We start from the raw sequence: 20,708 nt of genomic DNA, 5'->3' as shown, positions 1-20,708 counted from the left end.
CAACACATGGAGCAAACGAGATGCGCCTCAAAGGCAAAGTAGCAGTGGTCACCGGAGCGGGCAGCGGCATGGGTCGCGCCATCTCGCTGGCCTTCGTGCGTCAGGGCGCGAAGGTCGCCGTCGCGGACATCAACCTGGAAGGCGCGGCGCAGACGGCGGCCCTGATCGAAGCGGAGGGCGGCGAGGCGATCGCGGTCAAGGTCGATGTGACGCGCAAGGCCGAGACCCTGCAGATGGCGCAGGCGGCGCTCGATCGCTTCGGACGCATCGACGTGCTGGTGAACAACGCCGGCTCGCGCTGCCTGAAGAGCTTCCTCGATCACACCGAGGACGACTGGCATCGCATGATCGACATCAACCTCACCGGTCATTTCTTCTGCGCGCAGGCGGTCATACCCAGCATGCTGGAGACCGGCAAGGGAAAGATCATCAACCTCGCATCGATCGCGGCGCATACCGGGCGACCGGACCGCGTCGCGTACTGTGCGGCGAAGGCCGGCGTCATGGGGCTGACGCGCGCGCTGGCGATGGACATGCGCGGCAAGAACATCTGCGTCACCGCGATCTCCCCAGGCTCGATCGCGACGCCGATGAACGAGGCCGCCGCCACCAGCACGGAGGTGGCGTGGGGCAAGGAGACCGTGGTCGGCCGCTGGGGCACTGCGGACGATATCGCGCATGCGGCGGTGTTCCTGGCCTCCGACGAATCGGACTACATCACGGGCTCGGAGATCGCGGTCGAAGGCGGCTGGCTCATCGGCCGGGCTCGCGACGGCGAGATCTAGGGCTGGCCGTGCCCGGGACAACCCACATCGACCTGGCGCGCATCGAGCGCATCGAGGTGCACCGGCTGCGCGTTCCACTCGTGCGCCCCTACCGCCTGGCCTTCGGCGACCTCACCGCCTTCGACACGCTGCTGGTCGAGCTGACCGACGCCGACGGCGCCACCGGCTTCGGCGAGGCGACGCTGCTCAACGGCTACACCGACGAGAGCGTCGACGGGGCCTGGATGCTGGCGCAGCAGATGGCCGACGAATGGATCGGATGCACGCACGATGCGTTGCGCGCCCGCGTGAACGCCGTCGCGCAGAAGGCGCCGTTCACAGCCACCGCCTTCGGCACGGCGCTGGACATGCTCGGGCGCAGCGAAGGGCTCGCGCTGTCCGAACCCGCGCGGGTGCCGCTGCTCGCGTTGCTCAATGCCGACGACGAAGCGACGACCGCCGACGAGTTCGAGAAGCTGCTCGACGAGGGCTATCGAACGATCAAGGTCAAGGTCGGTCTCGCTGGCTCGGACGACCTTGCGCGCATCGGCCGGATCCAGGCGGTGGTCGCAGGTCGGGCACGCATCCGCATCGACGCCAACCAGGCCTTCTCGGGGCCGCAGGCCGCCGCCTTCCTGGCGGCGCTCGATCCGCAGGACATAGAGCTCTTCGAGCAGCCGTGCCACGCCGACGACTGGGCCGCGCACGCAATGGCCGTGCGCGCGTCGCGCGTGCCGATGATGCTTGACGAGTCGATCTATGCGCTGCCCGACATCGAGCGTGCCGCGGCCGAGGGACTCGCCACCTACGTCAAGGTCAAGCTGGTGAAGTTCGCCGGCCTCGAACTGCTGGCCAGCGCCATCGAGCGCATCCGGGCACTGGGCATGCGCCCCGTGCTCGGCAACGGCGTGGCCTGCGATCCCGGCTGCTGGATGGAGGCCTGCGTGGCCGCCAGGCACATCGACAACGCGGGCGAGATGAATGGCTACCTGAAGGTGCGCCGGCCGCTCCTCGCGAACCCGCCGCGCATGGACCGGGGCGACATGCTCATCGCAGCCGGCGAACAGCCAGTGCTCGATCGTGATGCGCTGCTCAGTCAGCGCGTGGGCCTGCACGTGGCGCGATGCGCGATGCAGGTCGGTACATCCATCAACGACAGGACGAGACAACCATGAAAAAGACCTTGGCGATTCTGTGCGGGGCCATTGCGTCGGCCGCGCTTCTGCTGCCGTCGGTGCACGCGCAACCGACCTACCCGGCCAAACCTGTCGACGTGATCGTGCCCTGGGGCGCGGGCGGCGGCGCCGACGTGATGGCGCGCATCCTGGCGAAGTGGCTCGAGGCCGATCTCAAGGTACCTTTCCCCGTCTTGAACCTGCCTGGCGCGTCGGGGATGATCGGCCTCTCCCGCATGATCAGCCAGCCCGCCGACGGCCAGACGCTCGCCATCCTCACGGGCGACAGCCTGATGATGGCCGCGACGCCCAACCCGATCTTCAAGCTGCAGGACTCGACCGCGCTGGCGGTGCTGCTGCGCCAGCCGTCGGGCATCTTCGCGCCCAAGAACAGCCGCTTCAAGACGTGGGACGACGTGGTGAAGGAGTTGCAGGCCAATCCGGGCAAGGTGACGCTGGGCATCACCGGCCCCAACACTGCCGACGACCTGACCGCGCGCTACCTCGCGACGAAGAAGGTCGCGCTCACGGGCATCCCGTACACCAAGCCTGGAGAACGGTACTCGGCCGTGCTCGGCGGCCATGTCGACCTGCTCTACGAACAGGCAGGCGACGTGCGCACCTTCATCGATGCCGGCGACCTGAAGCCGCTCTTGTTCTTCGCATCCAAGCGCCTGCCGGCACCCTTCGCCGACGTGCCGGTGTCGGCGGAGTTCGGCTACGAGGTGCTGTTGCCGCAGGTGCGCGCGGTATTGATCAAGGGTGGGACGGACCCACAGCGCGTGAAGGTGCTGGCCGATTCGATCGAGCGCTTCGTGCACAGCGCGGACTACATCCACTTTGTCGAGCAGCAGCTCGCGCTGCCGGACAGCTACATGGCGGGTGGGCAGGCGCAACCCTTTCTCAAGTCGGAGCTCGAAGCCCTGCGCAGGCTGCTCGCGGCATACGGGGAGAAGTAGCGATCTGCTGCGACAACGTCGGCAGCCAAGAGAGGAAGTGCGCCGATCCGCGCGGTCCGATCCGGTGCGATTCATCCGGTTCGTTGGACCCGTGGGCCGTCATGGTTGGCCCGGCAGGCACTTCCCGATTGGCTGTCAGGGCCCACCGGTCTGGATCTCGACGTGGCTGCGCACATGCAAGCGCACGCGCACAGGCCGTCTTGCGTCGGCGATCGTCTCGGAGTTCACGTCCTTGCCGCTGCCGTAGTTGATCTGCCGGTCGGGACGGTTGTTCAGGCCGACCCGCAGCACGATGCGGCTGCCCGCCGCAAGCTTGCGAGCGGTCACGCGCTCGGCGGTGAACGCAAGCGACTGGCGCTCGCCGGCCCGAAGAAGGCGCCGGTACACGCGATGTCCGGCATAGCTGGCGCGGAAGTCGTAGGGCTCGAACAGCAATTGGTACTCGCCGCTCGCCGTCAGCTCGTACAGCGAGACACTGAGGTCCACGTCCTGGCGCGAGGGCGTGATGTCGAACTCGCCGCGCAGGCTGCCGTCGATCTCGGTGTCCTTCGGCAGCGGATCGCTGACGAAGCTGATGCTGTTGCGCGCAGGCAGTTGCCTGCCGCGCAGCGCGTCCGGCCACGGGATGCGCGCGTCACTGCGATCGGCGAGATCGACCGAGAATTGCGCGGTGCCATCGCCTTCGGACGGCGACGACGACAGGCGATGCGAGCCGTCGCGCTCGCGCGTGTCGAGATACAGGCGCAGCCGGTTGCGATCCGGTGCGTCCAGGGTCGGCGCATGGCGCCACTCATCGGTGCCCATCACCTGGAAGTTGACGCGATCCTGCAGCAGCGGAGGCTTCTTTGCGCCCTTGAAGACGTGGTCGAGCCACTGGTAGCGCAGCGCGGGCAGATCGACGCGCGCGACCGGGTCGAGCGTATAGCCGCGCAGCTGCGCCGCTGTGCCGAGCCGGATCGAGTCGGCGTCGTAGGGGCCGATCAGCAGCGTCGTATCGGCCTGCGGCCGGTTGCGGCGATGCTCCTGGTGGAAGTACAGCGCCCCCGCCTCGGCGCCGTAGTAGCCGGCAATGCCGAGCACCGGGATGTCGATCTGCGCAAACTGCTTCGCGGTCGGCAAGAACTTCTGCCAGTAGCGATCGTGGCTGGGGTGCGTCAACCAGGTTCGGATCAGTTTGCTGCGCTTGCCCAGCAGGACGCGGTCCACGTCCCAGTAAGGTCCACCGAGGCGATACCAGCGCGCGTCGAGCGCCTGCCAGCGCGCGTCCTCTTCGGCACCGGCGTCGGCGCGCAAGAGCCCGCCATTCGCGTGCTCCTGCGCCCAGCGGACCATGGCGTTGCGGTAGATCTGTCCAGCCATCGGGAAGTCGATGCCCGGCGCCATCGGCGCGATCGTGGCGATGGCCTTGAGCGCCGCCGGTTTCCTGCGCGCAGCGGCCCAGGCGGCGTAGCCGGAGTAGCCGTCCCCGAGCATGCCGACGCGGCCGTCGCTCCACGGCTGCTGCGCAATCCAGTCGATGACGGCCGCGGCGTCTTCGCCATCGCGGACGAACGGCCACACGGCGCCCTTGCCGTCGGGCGTGCGGCCTCGCACATACGCCGTGACCCCAACGTAGCCTTGGACGGCGCTGCGCTGCGCGTCGTCCTCGGCGGGATCGAGCGTGAAGCGCAGCAAGGTCGGCAAGGGACTCCTGGCGCCGCCCGGCCGGACGACATTCGCGTGGATGACGACACCCGGGCGCACGGGAATCCGGACGTCGGCTTCCGTCACGTAGCGACGGCTCCGTTCCGCCGCGAGCAGATCCGGCAGCAGCACGGCAAAGCTGCGACGGGACTGGTAGGCAAGCCAGGCGCGCACGAGCGCCACCGCGTCGGCCTGCGGGATGCTGCCCTTCGCGCGCCAGCGATCGAAGGCTTGCTGCACGGGCTCCCTGTATGCGCCAGGCGGGGTTTCGAGCCGCGCAATGACGGCTGCGGCTTGCGCGTCGTCGAGCGGCCACACCAGCTCCTGGAACGCGCGCGCGAAGGCGTTGGCAAAGGCGAGGCGCTCGTTCGCTTCGAGCGCGAGGGCACGCGCATAGATGCCGTCGAGTACCGCGCGCTCGGCCAGGCCGTCGAAGGGCTTGCCTTGCTGGCGCCCACGCAGCGTCCTGTTGGTGGCGGCGGCCGCACGGTAGGCGCCGCTGACGATCTGCAGGGCCGTCATTTCGGCCAGGAAGGCGTCGGTTTCGGCCTGCTGGTAGACCGGCACGATGCGCTGCGCCAGATCTCGCATCACATCCACCGCGGCGGCATCGTCAGGGTCGCTCGGCGGCCGGAAGCCGAAATCCAACGCCCGGGCCCAGGCCGGCAGCGCAAGCAGCAGCAGCACGAGTGCGCGACGAGAAAGAAAGCTCATTTGGCATCCTCGTGCGCGGCGGGCTGCGCATCATCCGGTGCAACCGGCTCGACCACAGGTGACTTGACCAGATGCACCACCTGCGTGAACAGGCGCCCGTGCGCCTCTCCGGCCGACCCGATGTGGACGATGCCCGTGTGCGCGAGCTTGGTCGTCAGCACGTCGATGAGGAGTTCCAGCGTGTCGTCGTCGAACGCGCCGAAGGCTTCGTCCATCACCAGCCAGGGCGGCGCCTGCAGCACCACGCGGGCGAAGCCCAGCCGCAGTTGCTCGTCCATGCTGAGCTCGCGCTCCCAGCGGCCTGTCGTGTCCAGCAGTGGTCCCAGCCGCTGGAGACCCACGCTCGCCAGCGCGCCTGCCATGGCTTCTCTGGGATAGCTCGATGGCGCCATCCCATACGACAGCGCTTCCGCCAGCGTGCCGCGGGGAAGGTAGGGCGTGCCGCGCGGCATGTAGTGGATCGTCTCGCCGCGGGGCCGGCGCACGGTGCCGGAACCCCAGGGCCAGAGGCCCGCGAGCGCCCGGAACAGCAAGGTCTTCTCGGTGCCCGGCGTGCCGAGGATCAACAGGCGCTGACCGGCATGCACCACGAGGTCTGCGGCGTCCAGCCGATCGTGGCCGGCCCAGGCGCGGACCTCGAGCGCTTCGATCTCGAGGGTTCGGGCTTCGCTCTCCGCATAGACGATGCGGCTGCCGTCCGATTGCGCATCCATTTCGGCCGCCAGCACCTGGCGCAGGCCGGCGACGCGCAGCAGTGTGGCGCGCCAGTCGGCAATGAGGCTGAAGTTGTCGACGAACCAGCGCAGCGAGGACTGCGCCTGCGTGAAGGCGGCGGCGGCCATCATCAGGCCGCCGAACGAAACCTTCCCCGAGAAGTACAACGGTGCGGCCACCAGCAGCGGCGCGATGACCGTGACCCAGCCGAAGCCCGCGGTCACCCAGGTCAGGTTGGTCAGCCCGAGCACCACGCGCGACGTGGCATGCAGGACGTCGCCCAGGTGCAGGGCGACGCGTCGCTTCTCGTCGGGCTCGCCGCCGGCCAGCGAGATGCCGTCGAGATGCTCGTTGATGCGGGTCAGCGAAAAGCGCAATTCGCCTTCGCGCGCGTAGCGCTCGGCGTTGCGCAGGACGAGGCCGTTGCCGACCCAGTAGGTCATCAACGAGCCAGCGACCGCATAGACAATCGCGGCCCACAGCATGAAGCCCGGCAGGGGATGGTCCCTGCCGTCGAAGAAAATGTTGAAGTCCCTGGAGAGAACCCACAGCACGCTCGCGAAGCTGCCGAACAGCATCGCTGCCTGCAGCAGCCCGACGCCGAGGCCGACCGACAGGTCGCAGAGCTTCAGCGTGTCGTCGTGCATGCGCTGGTCCGGGTGGGCGCCGATGGGGCCGCTGCCCTGGAGCCAGAACGCCCGGCGCGGCTGCAGCCACAGCCCGACGAGGTCGGTGACCAAGGCCTCGCGCAGCTTCAGCTGCAAGGTTTCGACCAGCCATCTCTGTGCGACGTTCAACACCAGCAGCACGCCCGCAATCACCGCGAAGATGCCGAGCTGCTCGATGAAGTCGCCGACGTCGCGACGCGAGATGGCGTCGTAGAACGGCTTGTTCCAGCTGTTGAGCTCGATCTGCCCATACGCCGTGAGGGCGATGACCACGACGATCCCGCCCGAGAGCGCGGCCAGCGTTTTCGCGACCGCGGACACTCGCACGGCGCCGAGAAGGTCGCGGACCTGACGGACGACGCCGGTCTTCACGGCCGGCTCGGCAAGGTTCGGCGACGCTGCGCTCATTGCCGCCGCGGCTCGCCTGCGGCCGCGATCCGGCGCGCCGAGAGGCACGAGATGAACGCGGCGTGGCTCCAGGCCAGCTGCTTCGCCGAGGTCTGCGCGCCGGTGCGCTGATCGAACTGCTCCGACAGATCGCCGTTGGCCGGCGTGTACGCGCGCACGGTGGCAAGGTAGGCGTCGCCGCGCGCTGTCCAATGGCTCCAATCGCGTGCATCGCCGGCCGCCGCCGCGGCGCGGAAGCAGAACTCGGCCGCGCCGAGCGTCGAGAAGTAGTACGCACCCCCCGAGTAGTACACGTCGCCTGCGTACCGGCCCATCGCCGGGCCACGGCCTTCGGTGCGGCCGTGGTTGATCGGATAGGCCGCATCGAACAGCGCCTCGAGCCGCGCCAGCGTGGCCTGCATGCGTGGATCGGCCGGACCATGCGTGGCCCCGATGTCAAGGCTGTGGATCGCCGACAGGATCACCGCGATGTCCAGCGCCTTGGGACTGGGCTGGTCGTCAGGCAACACGCGTGAGCGGTAGTAGCCGTGCGTACCCTCGCGATCACCTGGCTGTTCGTCCACCCAGTAGCCGTCCAGCAGGTTCAGCACCGCTTGCGAGGCCTCACGGCAGCGCTGCGCCTGCGCCGTGTCGCCCAGGCCCTGCAGCCATGCCGCGCCCTGGCCCAGCGCGGCCGCCGAAATGCGCAGCGTGTAGTAGTGATGGCCGCTTTCCTCCTCCCAGATGTCGTACGACGGCTCGTGCCAGTGATCCAGCGTGAAGTCGATGTCCAGCTGGATCAGGGCCGCGACCTCCGCCAGCAGCGGCGCGTCGAGGTGCCCGCCGGCCACCCAGCGCAGCAGCGCCAGCGCACGAAGCGGCGGCCCATCGTGCTGGGGACGCGGCCATCGCAGGATGTCGAGCGTTCCGTCGGGGTTCACCCGCGTCTCGTTCACGATCGTGCCGTAGACGCTCGCGAGTTCGTGGTCCTCGCGCAGGTACTGCAGCAGGTCCGGGGCCACGCGCGCCCTGCGGTCGGACACCGCCGCAATCATGCGGCCGTCGAGCCCGTTCAAGGCGAGGCTGAAGCGGGTGAAATCGCGCACATGCTGCAGGGCCTCGCTGCCGACGCGCCCGTCCTCGTAGAGCAGGCGCAGCGCATCGATGACCACGGCGGAGTCGCGGAACCAATGAAAGAAGTAGTCCGGGTCCGGGTCGTAGTTGCCCAGCACCGGGGAAGCGACGATGGCACCGGCGATCGGCCGCACCGTCTGGCCGAAGCCGGAGCGATCCTTGACGATCGACACCGGCGAGATGCTGGACAGCATCGCCTTCGCCGAATAGCCCAGCTGTGTTTCGAGCCAGGACTCGAATGCCCCGCTCATGCGTCGGACGCGACGAGATGCGGGCTGGTGAAGTCCAGGCGCCGCAGGCCGGCCTGCACTTCGGGCACGCTCATGAACAGCTTCCACAGAAGGCCCGTGCGATGGTTCTCCATCATCACGACGATCGGGCCCTGGTCGATGGCGAGATGCGTTTCGGCGAACCAGCCGCGCCGCTCGCAGAACGCATCGACGAAGCCGTAGTCCTTCCACACCCGCGTTCCATGCACGGTCAGGAGATGCCGCGCGACCTGCATCACTTCGGCGGGTGCATACGGCAGGCTGGCCAGCGCGGCCGTCGGCGAGATGGTGCCGTTGTCATTGCTCGGGTCGTGCGCAAGGTAGCCGTCGGGGTCGTCGCTCGCCGTCAGGCCCCAGCACGATTCGCCGTAGCCCGCGTGGCCCCGGGGGTTCGCAATGCAGTGCGCGCGGTTGATGCGCACATGGCGGCTGTTGAGATCCCAGTAGTCGGCGTACCGATCCTTCAGACCGTGCGGATCGAGGCCGCAGAACGAGTAATGCGTGAAGAACAGCGGTCCGCCGTACGCCGAGCCCAGTGGCATGTCGATGCCGTAGTACTGCCGCCCGTTGACGAAGTCGGGCCCGCTGGCGTAGCCGCGGTGGTAGACCTGCGGATCGACCGCATGGCGTGGCGCGGCCGCGGCCAGGAAGTAGGTGATGAGACACTCGTTCCAGCCGTGGATCTGATGGTTCATCGCCCAGCCGTGGTTCGGGCTCCAATGCCAGTACAGCACGTCCTGCCCGCCCTGGGTGAACCAGTCCCACTCGACCTCGTGCCAGAGGGTGTCGATGTCGCCGCGCAACCTGCGCGCGACGGCCGTGTCCTCGCTGAAGTACTGGCGCGCGCACAGCAGGCCCATGCAGAGGAAGGAGGTTTCGACCAGGTCGCCTGCGTCGTCCTTGATGCCCATCGGAATGGTCGCTCCGCTCGGCCCGTGGATGAAGTGCGCGAAGGCGCCGTGGTAGCGCGTGGCGCGGAACAGGGCATCGAGCATGCGCCGCAGGCGATCCAGCGCCGCATCCCGCGTGACCCAGCCGCGCTCGACCGCGACGATCAAGGCCATGACGCCGAAGCCCGTGCCGCCGATCGCGGCCTTGTCTCCATCGGTGTCCCCCGCGAGCGAGCGGCGGTCGAGCGCGAGCCCGCTGGTGGCATCCGCGCCGTCCCAGAAATAGCGGAAGGTCTGGCGCTGCACGGCCTCGATCAAGTCTTCATCAGGCAGGGCTGCCAGCGCCCTCGGGTTTCTGTCATCCTTCAACACGAACGGCTCCTTTCGTCGACGGGGTGCGTCACGCATCCCCCGCAGCATGCCATTATTGAGCCCCCTGGGTCCCATTCTGGAGTTCTCCGATGAGTCGTATCGATACCCTCATGGCGCGGATGACGCTGTCCGAAAAGCTGGGCCAGCTGACGATGACTGCGTCCAGCTACACGGTCACCGGACCGGTCCTCGCGGGGGACTCTACCCAATCGATCATCGACGGCACCGTCGGCAATCTGCTGAACATGGTCGGTGCCGGGCCCGTGCACGAGATGCAGCGGCTGGCCGTCGAGAAGTCGCGCCTCGGGATTCCGCTGCTGATCGGCCTGGACATCATCCACGGCCACCGCACGCTCTTTCCGATCCCTCCCGCGGAGGCGGGCATCTTCGACGAAGCCATCTGGGAGCGCACGGCGCGCGAGGCCGCGCGTGAAGGCGCGGCCGACGGCCTGGCGATGACGTTCGCGCCGATGCTCGACGTCTCGCGCGATCCCCGCTGGGGCCGCACCGCGGAAGGCCCGGGCGAAGACCCGTGGCTCAACGCGCGCATCGCGCAGGCCAAGGTCCGCGGCTTCCAGGGCGCCGAGCTGTCGTCGGCCGAATCGCTGGCCGCCTGTGCAAAGCATTTCGTCGCATACGGCGCGGTCACCGCGGGGCGGGAGTACGCCGCCGTGGACATCTCCGAGCGCACCTTGCGCGAGGTGCATCTTCCGGGCTTCGCGGCGGCGGTCCGCGCCGGCGTCGCGACCGTGATGCCGGCCTTCACCGACCTCAACGGCGTGCCGATGACGGCGCACGTCCCCTTGCTGCGCGACTGGCTGCGCGGCGAGATGGGCTTCGACGGCGTCATCGTCAGCGACTACAACGCAATCGGGGAATTGATCAAGCACGGAGTGGCCGCCGATCTGGCCGACGCCGCGGTGCTGGCGCTGAAGGCCGGCGTCGATATCGACATGATGGCCGACGCGTATCGCAAGGGCCTGCCGATCGCGCTCGAGCAGGGCCGGGTGACCCTCGAGGAGATCGACGCGTGCGTGCGCCGCGTGTTGCGGCTCAAGGAGCAGCTCGGCCTGTTCGACGACCCCTACCGCCGGGGTGCGACACCGGAGCCCGCGGCGGCGGTCGCCGAGCGGCACGCGCTGGCGCGCGAGGTTGCGGGCAAGGCGATCGTCATGCTGAAGAACGAGCGCGACGCCCTCCCCTTGGCTGCGGGCGCGAAGACACTGTGCGTCATCGGCCCGCTGGCTGACGCAAGCACCGAAATGAAAGGCCCGTGGTGGGGTGCCGGCGAACACGAGCCGGCCGTCAGCGTGCTGGCCGGCCTGCGTGCCGCGCTGCCGCAGACCGACATCCGCCATGCGAGCGGCGTCGCCATCGAGGATGCCGACGACAGCGGCATCGAAGCCGCCACCCTGCTGTGCGACGGCGCGGATGCGGTGGTGTTGTGCCTGGGCGAGCGCGCGCCGATGAGCGGCGAGGCAGCGAGCCGCGCCACGCCCGCCCTTCCCGGCCGGCAACAGGCCCTGGCCGAAGCGGTGACGGCCCGTGCACGCACGCTGGGCATTCCCGTCATCGCGATCCTTTTTTCGGGCCGTCCGCTCGTCGTGCCCTGGCTGTCAGAACACGTCGATGCGCTGCTGGCTGCGTGGTTCCTCGGCGTCGAAGCCGGCCATGCGATTGCCGACGTGGTCACCGGACGCCTATCGCCAGGCGGTCGCACGACGATGAGCTGGCCGCGCGCGATTGGGCAGGTGCCGATCTTTTTCGGCCAGCGTCCCACCGGCCGGCCGATGAATCCCGCCGACTACTACACGAGCAAGTACCAGGACGTCGACAACACACCGCTGTATGCCTTCGGTCACGGCTTGACCTACGGCCGGTTTCAGTACGACGAGCTTCAGGTCGAACCGCGGCGCGTGCGCGAACAGGACCGGCTTGCGATCAGCGTCAGCCTGCGCAACCTGGGTGGGCGCGAGGCCGAAGAGACTGTCTTCCTGTTCGTTCGCCACAAGCTGAGCCGCGTCACCCGGCCGCTGCTGGAGCTGAAGGGCTTCGCCAAGCTGCGGTTGATGCCGGGCGAAGCCGGCTCGGTGAAGCTGGCGTTGCCCGCAGCCGAGCTGCGCCACCTCGGGCCGGACCTGCAGCCCATGTTCGAGGCGGGCGAGGTCGAGATCCTTGCCGGACCGAGTGCCGTGCAAACAGGGTTGCTGTGCCAGAGCATCGAGCTGTATTGAACGCCTGGCATGACGCCGGTACGCCCGTACGCCAGAACGGCATTCGCTGAATTGAAAGGTTGAAGATGTCCGCAGACGACTGGTGGCGGCACGGCATCGTCTATCAGGTCTACCCGAGGTCGTTCCAGGACAGCAACGGCGACGGCATCGGCGACCTCGACGGCATCCGCGCGCGGCTCGATCATCTGGTCGCCCTCGGTGTAGACGCCATCTGGATCTCGCCGATCTTTCCCTCGCCGATGGCGGATTTCGGCTACGACATTTCCGACTATTGCGACATTGATCCGCGCTTCGGCACACTGGCCAGCTTCGATGCACTGGTCGGCGAGGTTCATGCGCGGGGACTCAAGCTGATCCTCGACTTCGTGCCCAACCATACGTCCGACCAGCATCCCTGGTTCATGCAGAGCCGCAGCGCGCGCGGCAATCCGCGGCGTGACTGGTACCTGTGGCGCGACCCGGCGCCCGATGGCGGCCCGCCCAACAACTGGCTCAGCAACTTCGGCGGCCCGGCCTGGACGCTTGACCCTGCCACCGGGCAGTACTACTGCCATTCCTTCCTGAAGGAACAGCCTGACCTCAACTGGCGCAACCCGGAGGTGCGCGCCGCGATGTACGAGGTGCTGCGCTTCTGGTTGCGGCGCGGCGTCGACGGCTTTCGCGTCGACGTGCTCTCCGACCTCGTCAAGGACGCGCAGTTCCGTGACAACCCGCCCAACCCGGACTTCCTCCCCGGCCAGTTTCCTTCACTGCGCTTGATTCCGCTCTACTCCACGGACCAGCCGGAAATGCAGCAGGTCGTGGCGGAGATGCGGCGCGTGGTCGATGCCTTCAGCGATGCGGCGTCATCGCGCGTGCTGGTGGGCGAGCTCTACCTGCCGCTGTTGCGCCTGGTCGCTTTCTACGGGCTCAATGCCGACGGCGTGCTCGAAGGCGTGCAGTTGCCTTTCAACTTTCAGTTGATCGGGGCGGAATGGCAGGCCCGGCACATCGACGGCCTGGTGCGCGACTACGAAGCCGCCTTGCCTGCCGGCGCCGCACCGAACTGGGTGCTGGGCAATCACGACAAGCCCCGCATCGCGAGCCGCGTCGGACCGCAGATGGCGCGGCTGGCGGCCATGCTGCTGCTCACGTTGCGCGGCACACCCACGCTCTACTATGGCGACGAGATCGGCATGACCGACGTTGCCATCCCTCCAGAGGAAGTGCAGGACCCGTTCGAGAAGAACGAGCCCGGCAGGGGCCTGGGCCGCGATCCGCGGCGCACGCCGATGCAGTGGAGCAGCGCACCGCAGGCAGGCTTCACCACCGGCACCCCGTGGCTGCGGCTGGCGGACGACTGGCGCCAGCGCAACGTCGAATCGCAGGCGCGCGACCCAGCATCCATGCTGACGCTCTATCGGCGGCTCATCGCACTGCGCCGCGCGCAGCCGGCGCTGAACCGGGGCAGCTACGAGGCCCTGGAAAGCGAAGAGGAGGTGCTGGCGTATGCGCGCACCTTCGAGGGGCAACGGGTGGTGGTGGCGCTGAACTTCGGCGCGACCACGGCCGCCTTGCCGCCTGCGTTGCTGCCGGACCGGTCGATCGTGCTGGCGTCCACGGATCCCGCACGCGCCGAGCGGATTGAAAAAGGGACGCTGCTACTGGAACCGCACGAAGGCGTTGTTGTCGGTCAGCCTTGAGAGCAATCCGGCAGGAGGTCCCATGTTTGTTTCGCAGCTGCATCAGAAATGAAAAGTCCGAAATCCTTCGCCGGGCCCTTTGCCGGAAAAGTCGCGCGGCGAAATCATGGGAACGAGGTGCCGCTGCGGGGCACCCGGCTACGCCTACCTTCCTGGCATCTTTAGATGAAGGCGCTCGACACCCTGCGGATGTTCGTGATCACCGCGCGCAAGGGCAGCCTCTCGGCCGCCGCGCGCAGCCTCAGCCTGTCTCCCGCGACGATCTCCCGCCGCATCAGTGCGCTGGAGGAAGAGCTCGGTGCGCAACTGGTCGACCGCACCAGCCGCAAGCTCAAGGTCACCGAGAGCGGGCAGGCCTTCCTGCAGCGGGCGGAGGTGGTGCTGGAGAAGATGGCAGAGGCCGAGGAAGCGGCGCGCAATTCCAAGCTGCGGCCCGAGGGGCGGCTGCGCATCCACTCGCGAACCCAGATCGGCTTGCGTGTGATCGCGCCGCTGCTGCCTCGCTTCGCCCAGCAGTACCGCGACATCCATGTGGAGATCGAGCTCTCCGAACACCCCGTCAACCTCGTGGAGCAGGACTTCGACATCGATATCCGCACCGGCGAGTCCAACGATTCGAGCTTCGTGATCAAGCGGCTGCTCAGCAGCGACGAGGTGCTGGTGGCCAGCCCCTCCTTCGTCAAGGCGCACCCGCGCATCCGGCACCCGACCGACCTGCCGCAGGTGCGATGCCTCACCTACCGCCGAGAGCAGGAGGCCACGACCTGGAAATACATCGACGAACACGGTGAGCAGCAGGCGTTGGCGATCCACGGCGTGCTCAGCTCGAACAATGGCGAACTGCTGCGGCTGGCTGCGATCGGCGGCATGGGCATCGCGCTGCTGTCGGAGCCCACCATCCGCAGCTGCCTCCAGGACGGTTCGCTGGTGCGCCTCCTGCCCGAGCACCGGTTCGCAGTGCGCGCCTTCTCCAATGGCATCTACGCGGTGTTCCGCCAGAGCCGCACCTTGCCCTTCAAGGTGCGCGCCTTCGTCGACTTCATCGCCGAGGCGCTACGCGAAGACGACGCCGGCTGAAGCGCTGGCTCAGCGCTTCTATGCCTATGCCGTGCCGTGCCGACGGCGGGATACGGCGCGATCCAGACGATCAGCGCCAACGTGCAAAGCTGCTTTGCAGTTCCTGCTTTCCGCACCTCGCCGCGCGATCCTAGAGTCCGCGGATGAACGACAGATCCATGCCTCTTCCACCCCTGCACGGCATCCGCGTCATCGAACTCGGCAACTACATCGCGGGCCCCGGCACCGCCATGACGCTCGGCGATCTCGGCGCCGAGGTGGTGAAGATCGAGTCGATGGAAGGCGACATGGCGCGCCACACGGGACACTTCGGCGAGGCCATGCTGCGGGCCTACAACCGCGGCAAGAAGTCGATCGCGCTCGACCTGCGCCAGCCGCGGGGCCAGGAGATCGCCCTGCGCCTGGTCGCAGCGGCCGACGTGCTGGTGCAGAACCTGCGGCCGGGCGCCGCCGAGGCCCTTGGCCTGGGCGCGGAGGCCCTGCGTACCCGGCACCCCGGCCTGATCCACGTGTCGATCTCGGGCTTCCCCACGGACGCTCCTTCGCGCGACCGCCCCGGCTACGACATCGCCGCGCAGGCCGAAAGCGGAATGATGTCCGTCACCGGCGAACCCGAGGGGCTGCCGCAGAAGGTCGGCGCCACCATCATCGATGCCGCGACCGTGCAGGTGGCGGCACAGGCCACCCTCGCAGCCCTGTTCCGGCGCGAGCGCACCGGCATCGGCGAGACCGTCCGCGTCTCGCTGCTGGAGGTGGCACTCAACCTGCAGTCGACGAACTGGAGCGACTACATGGTGCGCGGCGTCGAGCCCACCCGCAGCGGCGATGGCCAGCCGATGAACGCCCCTGCGGCGGACATCTTCCACACCCGCGATGGCATGGTGGTGGTCTCGGCCTACGTTCAATCGCACTGGATACGGCTGTGCGAAAGCATCGGCTGCCCCGAGCTGGCGAGCGACGCGCGCTTCCTCACCAATGAGCTGAGGGTGTGCAACCGCCCGGCCATGAAGGAGGCCGTGGGCAGCCGTCTCTCGCTCTTCAGCACCCGGGATTGCGTGGACCTGCTCACGCGCAACAACATCGTGGTCGGGGTGGTGCGCAGTTACAGCGAAACGCTGGCAGGCGAGGACTTTCGTTCGAGCCGCATGGTGATCGAGGCAGCGCCGAACGGCGGCCGGCCGGGCTATCCCAGCTTCGGCTTGCCGTACGAGCTGGCCGACACGCCGCGCCGCCCCACGCAGGCTGCCCCGGCCCACGGGGCGCATACGCAGGAGTTGCTGCGCGATGCAGGATTCGGATCCGGGGAAATCGCAGCCCTGCAGGCCGACGGCGTGGTCCTCGGCTGATGCCTGCGCGCCAGCAACCCCCGCGTGCGCGCCGTACAAAGGTGCTTTTCATTTCCTGCACGTCCACGCCGCGCGTGCGGCCATAGACTGGGTTTCGATTTCGATTGCCTTCCTTGCCATTCCAAGAGCCAACAGGAGACTAAAGTGAGTTATCGGAAGTTCGTTTCCGGCGTGTTGTTCGGACTCTTCGCCACCTTGGGCCTGGCCCAGGCGCAGCAGCCCATCAGGATCGTCGTGCCCTTCGCCGCCGGTGGCGGCACCGACCAGTACGTGCGCATCCTTGCGGCCGAGCTCAACAAGCGGGGAACCCAGGTCATCATCGACAACAGGCCGGGCGCCAGCGGCATCGTCGCCGCGGACTACGTGGCGCGGTCCCGGCCGGACGGCAATACGGTGCTGGTGTCGTCGCTGGGGACACTCGCCAACAACACGATCCTCTACGACAAGCTGCCCTACGACCCCAAGAAGGACTTCGCGCCGGTCTCGCAGATTGCCTACCAGCCGGCGATCATCGTCGGCCGGTCCGACCTGCCCTACAAGAACATCCGGGAAATGGTTGCCTACGCCAAGGCCAACCCCGGCAAGATCAACCGGGGCTCGCCGGGTGCGGCCATCCTGACCAACCTCGCGCCTCTCAGCTTCGAGAAGACCAACGGCTTCAGCACGACCCACATCCCCTTCAACGGCGATGCTCCCGCAGTCCAGGCGCTGCTGGGCAACGAGATCGACATCCACGGAACCTCCATCACCGGTTCCCTGCCGCATGTGCGCAGCGGCAAGCTCCGGGTCCTGGGCGTGATGGACAGCAAGAGGATGCCCCAGGTGCCGGATGCACCGACCTTCAAGGAACAGGGCTACGACCTCGAGGCCGTCCTCTGGTATTCGCTGTCGGTCCCCTCCGCCACCCCGAAGGAAGCGATCCAGCGCCTGAACCGCGCCGTCAACCAGGTGATCGCCGATCCGGAATTCGTCGAACGCGCCAGGGCCATCGGCATGGAGCCGCGCGGCGGCACCCCGGAGGAACTGGCGAAGTTCGTCGACATCGAATTCAATCGCTGGGTGCCGCTGCTCCAGAGCCTCAACTTGCCGAAGCAGGCGCATTGAGCAAGCGGCCGAGGCAGCTCCCGCTCAGCCCGGCGAGCACACGCTGACGACGACCTTGCAGGGCTCGGTCGGCAAGTGGGTTTCGCACTGCCCGGCTGCCACCTTGCCAGCTTCGTTCGGCGTGGCGGCGACGGCGGTGCCCCACTCTCCGTAGTTGCCCTTGGCGAGCGCGCCACAGGAGCGATCGAAGTAGGTGCGGACCACGCAAGTCCCCGGACGGCCCGCGGCACGGTCGCACCGGGCACGCGCGGCAAGCTCCGCCGCGCCGCGGGACGGAAAGTTGACGGCGTAGCCGTACCAGCCCTCGATGGAGGCAATGGCTCCCCAGCTCTCGCCACGGGATGGCTCGGCATGGGCAGGACGTACTGCAATGCCGCTCGGGTCGCAGCATGCCAGCAGCGCGAGCGCGCCGAGCACGCGGACAGCGTATGAGTGCAAGTTCATGGAGGAGGCCATTTTGAAGCAGTGCCCGGGTGCGGTCGCCGGAGGCGCTGCGGACCGGACGCTAGCGTAAATCCCTAGCACCAGGCTTCGGCAAGCATCGTACTCTGTATACAGAGTTCAGACATCAAGACCGTGCCCGCCAAGCTGCTCCAGATCGCCGCCGCCCCCGACCTCGTCGACCAGGTCTACCGCGCCCTGCACGACGCGATCAGCAGCGGCTCGCTGGCGCCGGGCGAGCGCATCACGCAGGAAGACCTGGCCCGGCGGCTGGCCGTCTCGCGCCAGCCGGTGCTGCAGGCACTTCGCTTGCTGAAGAAAGACGGCTTCGTGCTCGACGCGCCTGGCCGTGGCCTGCTGGTGGCGCCGCTCGACGTCGAGTGGATGCACAAGGTCTACCAGGTGCGCGGCGCGCTCGACGTGCTGGCGGCGCGGCTCGCCGCGGCGCAGCGCCATCGCATCGACCCGAAGCTGATCGAGCGCGGCCGCCGTGCGGCGCGCGGCCGCAGCGTGGAGGCCATGATCGATGCCGATGCCGCCTTCCATCACGCCATCTACACCGCCTCCGGCAACCCGCTGATTGCGCAGAGCGCCGACCAGCACTGGCACCACCTGCGCCGGGCGATGGGCGCGGTGCTGCAGTCCGTGCCGCAGCGCGAGTCGCTGTGGGACGAGCACGAGGCCATCGCGAATGCCATCGCGGCCGGCAATGCCGACCGGGCCGCGCGGCTCAGCGAGGCGCATGTCACACAGGCCGCCCGGACGCTCGGCGCACGCCTGGCCGAACGTCTTTCCGCCAACGCCCACCAAGGAAACACCGCATGAAACTCACCCCCGAGCAGCGCGTGCAGTTCGAGCACGACGGCTACCTCTTCTTCCCTGGCCATTTCACCCCCGAAGAAACGAGAGTGTTGACCGACGCGGTGCCCGCGCTCTACAGCCGGCGCGAGGCCTTCAACGTGCGCGAGAAGGGCTCGGACGCGGTGCGCACCAACTTTGCAGCCCACCTGATCAGCGAGCCCTTCGCGCGGCTGGCGCGCCATCCGCGCATGGTGGGCCCGGTGATGGACCTCTTCGAGGAAGAGGTCTACATGCACCAGTTCAAGATCAACGGCAAGATGGCCTTCGAGGGCGACGTCTGGCAGTGGCACCAGGACTACGGCACCTGGCTCAACGACGACCTGATGCCGACGGAACGTGCAATGAACGTGGCCATCTTCCTCGACGACGTGAGCGAGTTCAACGGCCCGCTGATGTTCATCCCCGGCAGCCATCGCAAGGGCGTGATCGAGGCGCAGCACGACCTCACGACCACGAGCTATCCGCTGTGGACCATCGACCACGCGCTGATCCGGCAGCTCGTGGATCGCGCCGGCGGCAAGCACGGCGGCATCGTCGCGCCCAAGGGGCCCGCCGGCTCGATGATCCTGTTCCACAGCTGCCTGGTGCATGCCTCGGGCAGCAACCTCTCGCCCTTCAACCGCGTGGCGGTGTACCTGAGCCTGTGCGCGGTCAGCAACCATATCCGGCGCTTCAAGCGGCCCGAGTACATTGCGCACCGCGACTTCACGCCCATCGCGCTGCTGCGTGATGATTGCCTGCTGAAGCCCTGCCCTGTCGAGACGCCGTGGAAGGATGGCCTGCCCGACAGCGCGCTGCGCACCTCGCTCGAAAACATCGACACCGTGGCGGCCTGAGCGATGAGCCTGCATCAACGACTCCAGCAGCGCGCCGCCGAGAACAAGCCGGTGCGCATCGGCCTGATCGGCGCCGGCAAGTTCGGCGCGATGTACCTGGCGCAGATCCCGCGCACGCCCGGCGTGCAACTGGTGGCCATCGCCGACCTCTCGCCCGATGCGGCGCGCACCAACCTCGAACGCGTGGGCTGGAACACCGAGCGTTTCGCCGCCGGCTCTGCGCAAGAAGCACTGCGCAGCGGCACGACCTGGATCACCGATGACTGGCAGGCCGTGACCCGCGAGCCTTCCATCGACATCGTCGTCGAGTGCACCGGCAACCCGGTGGCCGCGGTCGAGCACTGCCTCGATGCCTTCGCGCACCGCAAGCACGTGGTCAACGTGACGGTGGAGGCCGATGCCTTCTGCGGCCCGCTTCTCGCGCATCGCGCGCATGAGGCGGGCGTGGTGTATTCGCTCGCCTTTGGCGACCAGCCGGCGCTGATCTGCGACCTGGTCGACTGGGCGCGCACCTGCGGCTTCCCGGTGGTGGCGGCCGGTCGCGGCCACAAGTGGTTGCCGCATTTCAGCGAGTCCACGCCCGAGACGGTGTGGGGCCACTACGGCCTCACGCCCGAGCAGGCGAAGCGCGGCGGGCTCAACCCCAAGATGTTCAACAGCTTCCTCGATGGTTCCAAGCCTTCGATCGAGAGCGCGGCGGTGGCCAATGCGACCGGGCTCGGTGTCCCTTCGGACGGCCTGCTCTATCCGCCGGCGAGCGTGGAGGACATCCCCTTCGTCACCCGGCCGAGGAGCGAGGGCGGCGTGCTCGAGCGCAAGGGCATGGTGGAGGTGGTCTCGTCGCTGGAGCCCGACGGCCGGCGCATTCCCTACGACATCCGCATGGGCGTGTGGGTCACGGTGGAAGGCGAGACCGAGTACATCAGGAACTGCTTCGAGGAATACAACGCCCACACCGACCCGAGCGGGCGCTACTTCACGCTCTACAAGCGCTGGCACCTGATCGGCCTGGAGGTCGGCGTCTCGGTCGCGAGCGTGGCGCTGCGCGGCGAGCCCACCGGGGTGGCGACCTGCTGGAATGCGGACGTGGTGGCTACCGCCAAGCGCGACCTCGCCGCTGGCGAAACGCTCGACGGCGAAGGCGGCTACACGGTGTGGGGCAAGCTGCTGCCCGCCGAGCGCTCGATGCGGCTCGGCGGGTTGCCGCTCGGGCTTGCGCACAACGTGAAGCTGGTGCGGCCGGTGAGGAAGGGGCAGAGCCTTTGCTGGGATGATGTGGCGATGGACACCACCACGCAGGCGTACAAGCTGCGGCAGGAGATGGAAGCGATGTTTGCGCCGGAGCGAGCGAAGGCTGCTTGATCTTCACGCAGTGGACGTGGAGAGGCGCGAGGTGAT

The 20,708-nt window shown here is 68.0% G+C and carries 16 protein-coding genes; 11 read left to right on the top strand and 5 right to left on the bottom strand.

Translation table 11 applies throughout. From position 1 onward, the window contains the following. Window positions 1-20 precede the first annotated feature (20 nt). From G3W89_RS12495 to G3W89_RS12485, 3 genes are read left to right on the top strand one after another with little or no spacing between them, the layout of a single operon-like run. Entirely contained in the window at window positions 21-785 is a 765-nt protein-coding gene (locus tag G3W89_RS12495) for an SDR family NAD(P)-dependent oxidoreductase (RefSeq protein ID WP_162574382.1), read from the top strand. A gap of 8 nt (window positions 786-793) precedes the next feature. Then, window positions 794-1,939, top strand: coding sequence for a mandelate racemase/muconate lactonizing enzyme family protein (locus G3W89_RS12490; RefSeq protein WP_162574381.1), 1,146 nt, complete (start codon window positions 794-796; stop codon window positions 1,937-1,939). Further along, complete coding sequence (locus G3W89_RS12485) at window positions 1,936-2,898, top strand: tripartite tricarboxylate transporter substrate binding protein (protein ID WP_162574380.1); 963 nt, start codon at window positions 1,936-1,938, stop codon at window positions 2,896-2,898. Before G3W89_RS12490 ends, G3W89_RS12485 begins: the two co-directional genes overlap by 4 nt. A 135-nt stretch (window positions 2,899-3,033) precedes the next feature. Here the strand turns inward: G3W89_RS12485 and G3W89_RS12480 are convergent, their stop codons facing one another. From G3W89_RS12480 to G3W89_RS12465, 4 genes are read right to left on the bottom strand one after another with little or no spacing between them, the layout of a single operon-like run. After that, window positions 3,034-5,295 carry a CocE/NonD family hydrolase gene (locus tag G3W89_RS12480; protein WP_162574379.1) on the bottom strand — a complete coding sequence of 754 codons (2,262 nt, stop codon included), beginning with the start codon at window positions 5,293-5,295 and terminating at the stop codon, window positions 3,034-3,036. Beyond that, entirely contained in the window at window positions 5,292-7,085 is a 1,794-nt protein-coding gene (locus tag G3W89_RS12475; protein ID WP_162574378.1) for an ABC transporter ATP-binding protein/permease, read from the bottom strand. The genes G3W89_RS12480 and G3W89_RS12475 overlap by 4 nt, the downstream gene beginning before the upstream one ends. Further along, window positions 7,082-8,449 (bottom strand): glycoside hydrolase family 15 protein, encoded by a 1,368-nt coding sequence (locus tag G3W89_RS12470; protein WP_162574377.1) that lies wholly within the window; start codon window positions 8,447-8,449, stop codon window positions 7,082-7,084. Before G3W89_RS12470 ends, G3W89_RS12475 begins: the two co-directional genes overlap by 4 nt. Continuing rightward, entirely contained in the window at window positions 8,446-9,729 is a 1,284-nt protein-coding gene (locus G3W89_RS12465; RefSeq protein WP_232076496.1) for a glucoamylase family protein, read from the bottom strand. The genes G3W89_RS12470 and G3W89_RS12465 overlap by 4 nt, the downstream gene beginning before the upstream one ends. 89 nt (window positions 9,730-9,818) lie before the next feature. Here G3W89_RS12465 and G3W89_RS12460 point away from each other — a divergent pair, with 89 nt between their 5' ends. The 5 genes from G3W89_RS12460 to G3W89_RS12440 all read left to right on the top strand — a co-directional run bounded on the left by G3W89_RS12460 (window position 9,819) and on the right by G3W89_RS12440 (window position 17,172). Further along, entirely contained in the window at window positions 9,819-11,963 is a 2,145-nt protein-coding gene (locus G3W89_RS12460) for a glycoside hydrolase family 3 N-terminal domain-containing protein (protein ID WP_162574375.1), read from the top strand. A 65-nt stretch (window positions 11,964-12,028) separates the two neighbouring features. After that, window positions 12,029-13,645 carry an alpha-amylase family glycosyl hydrolase gene (locus G3W89_RS12455; protein WP_162574374.1) on the top strand — a complete coding sequence of 539 codons (1,617 nt, stop codon included), beginning with the start codon at window positions 12,029-12,031 and terminating at the stop codon, window positions 13,643-13,645. A gap of 165 nt (window positions 13,646-13,810) precedes the next feature. After that, window positions 13,811-14,722, top strand: coding sequence for a LysR family transcriptional regulator (locus G3W89_RS12450; protein WP_162574373.1), 912 nt, complete (start codon window positions 13,811-13,813; stop codon window positions 14,720-14,722). Between the two features lie 158 nt (window positions 14,723-14,880). Beyond that, complete coding sequence (locus G3W89_RS12445) at window positions 14,881-16,068, top strand: CaiB/BaiF CoA transferase family protein (RefSeq protein ID WP_162574372.1); 1,188 nt, start codon at window positions 14,881-14,883, stop codon at window positions 16,066-16,068. Window positions 16,069-16,212: 144 nt separating this feature from the next. Continuing rightward, window positions 16,213-17,172, top strand: coding sequence for a Bug family tripartite tricarboxylate transporter substrate binding protein (locus G3W89_RS12440; protein WP_162574371.1), 960 nt, complete (start codon window positions 16,213-16,215; stop codon window positions 17,170-17,172). 24 nt (window positions 17,173-17,196) lie between these two features. Here the strand turns inward: G3W89_RS12440 and G3W89_RS12435 are convergent, their stop codons facing one another. Beyond that, entirely contained in the window at window positions 17,197-17,616 is a 420-nt protein-coding gene (locus tag G3W89_RS12435; RefSeq protein ID WP_162574370.1) for a DUF4189 domain-containing protein, read from the bottom strand. A 132-nt stretch (window positions 17,617-17,748) separates the two neighbouring features. Between G3W89_RS12435 and G3W89_RS12430 the strand changes: the two genes are divergently transcribed. From G3W89_RS12430 to G3W89_RS12420, 3 genes are read left to right on the top strand one after another with little or no spacing between them, the layout of a single operon-like run. Continuing rightward, window positions 17,749-18,438, top strand: a complete 690-nt coding sequence (locus G3W89_RS12430; protein WP_162574369.1) for a GntR family transcriptional regulator — start codon at window positions 17,749-17,751, stop codon at window positions 18,436-18,438. Further along, a complete protein-coding gene (locus G3W89_RS12425; protein ID WP_162574368.1) occupies window positions 18,435-19,310 on the top strand; it encodes a phytanoyl-CoA dioxygenase family protein in 876 nt (291 codons plus the stop codon). Before G3W89_RS12430 ends, G3W89_RS12425 begins: the two co-directional genes overlap by 4 nt. A gap of 3 nt (window positions 19,311-19,313) precedes the next feature. Beyond that, the gene (locus G3W89_RS12420; RefSeq protein ID WP_162574367.1) at window positions 19,314-20,672 is read left to right on the top strand and encodes an NAD(P)H-dependent oxidoreductase; all 1,359 of its coding nucleotides are present in this window, start codon (window positions 19,314-19,316) and stop codon (window positions 20,670-20,672) included. Window positions 20,673-20,708 lie beyond the last annotated feature (36 nt).

This window comes from Variovorax sp. PBL-H6, from assembly GCF_901827155.1.
GTDB lineage: Bacteria > Pseudomonadota > Gammaproteobacteria > Burkholderiales > Burkholderiaceae_C > Variovorax.
Note: the sequence above shows the minus strand (reverse complement) of the source record. Positions and strands in the feature narration are given on the sequence as shown.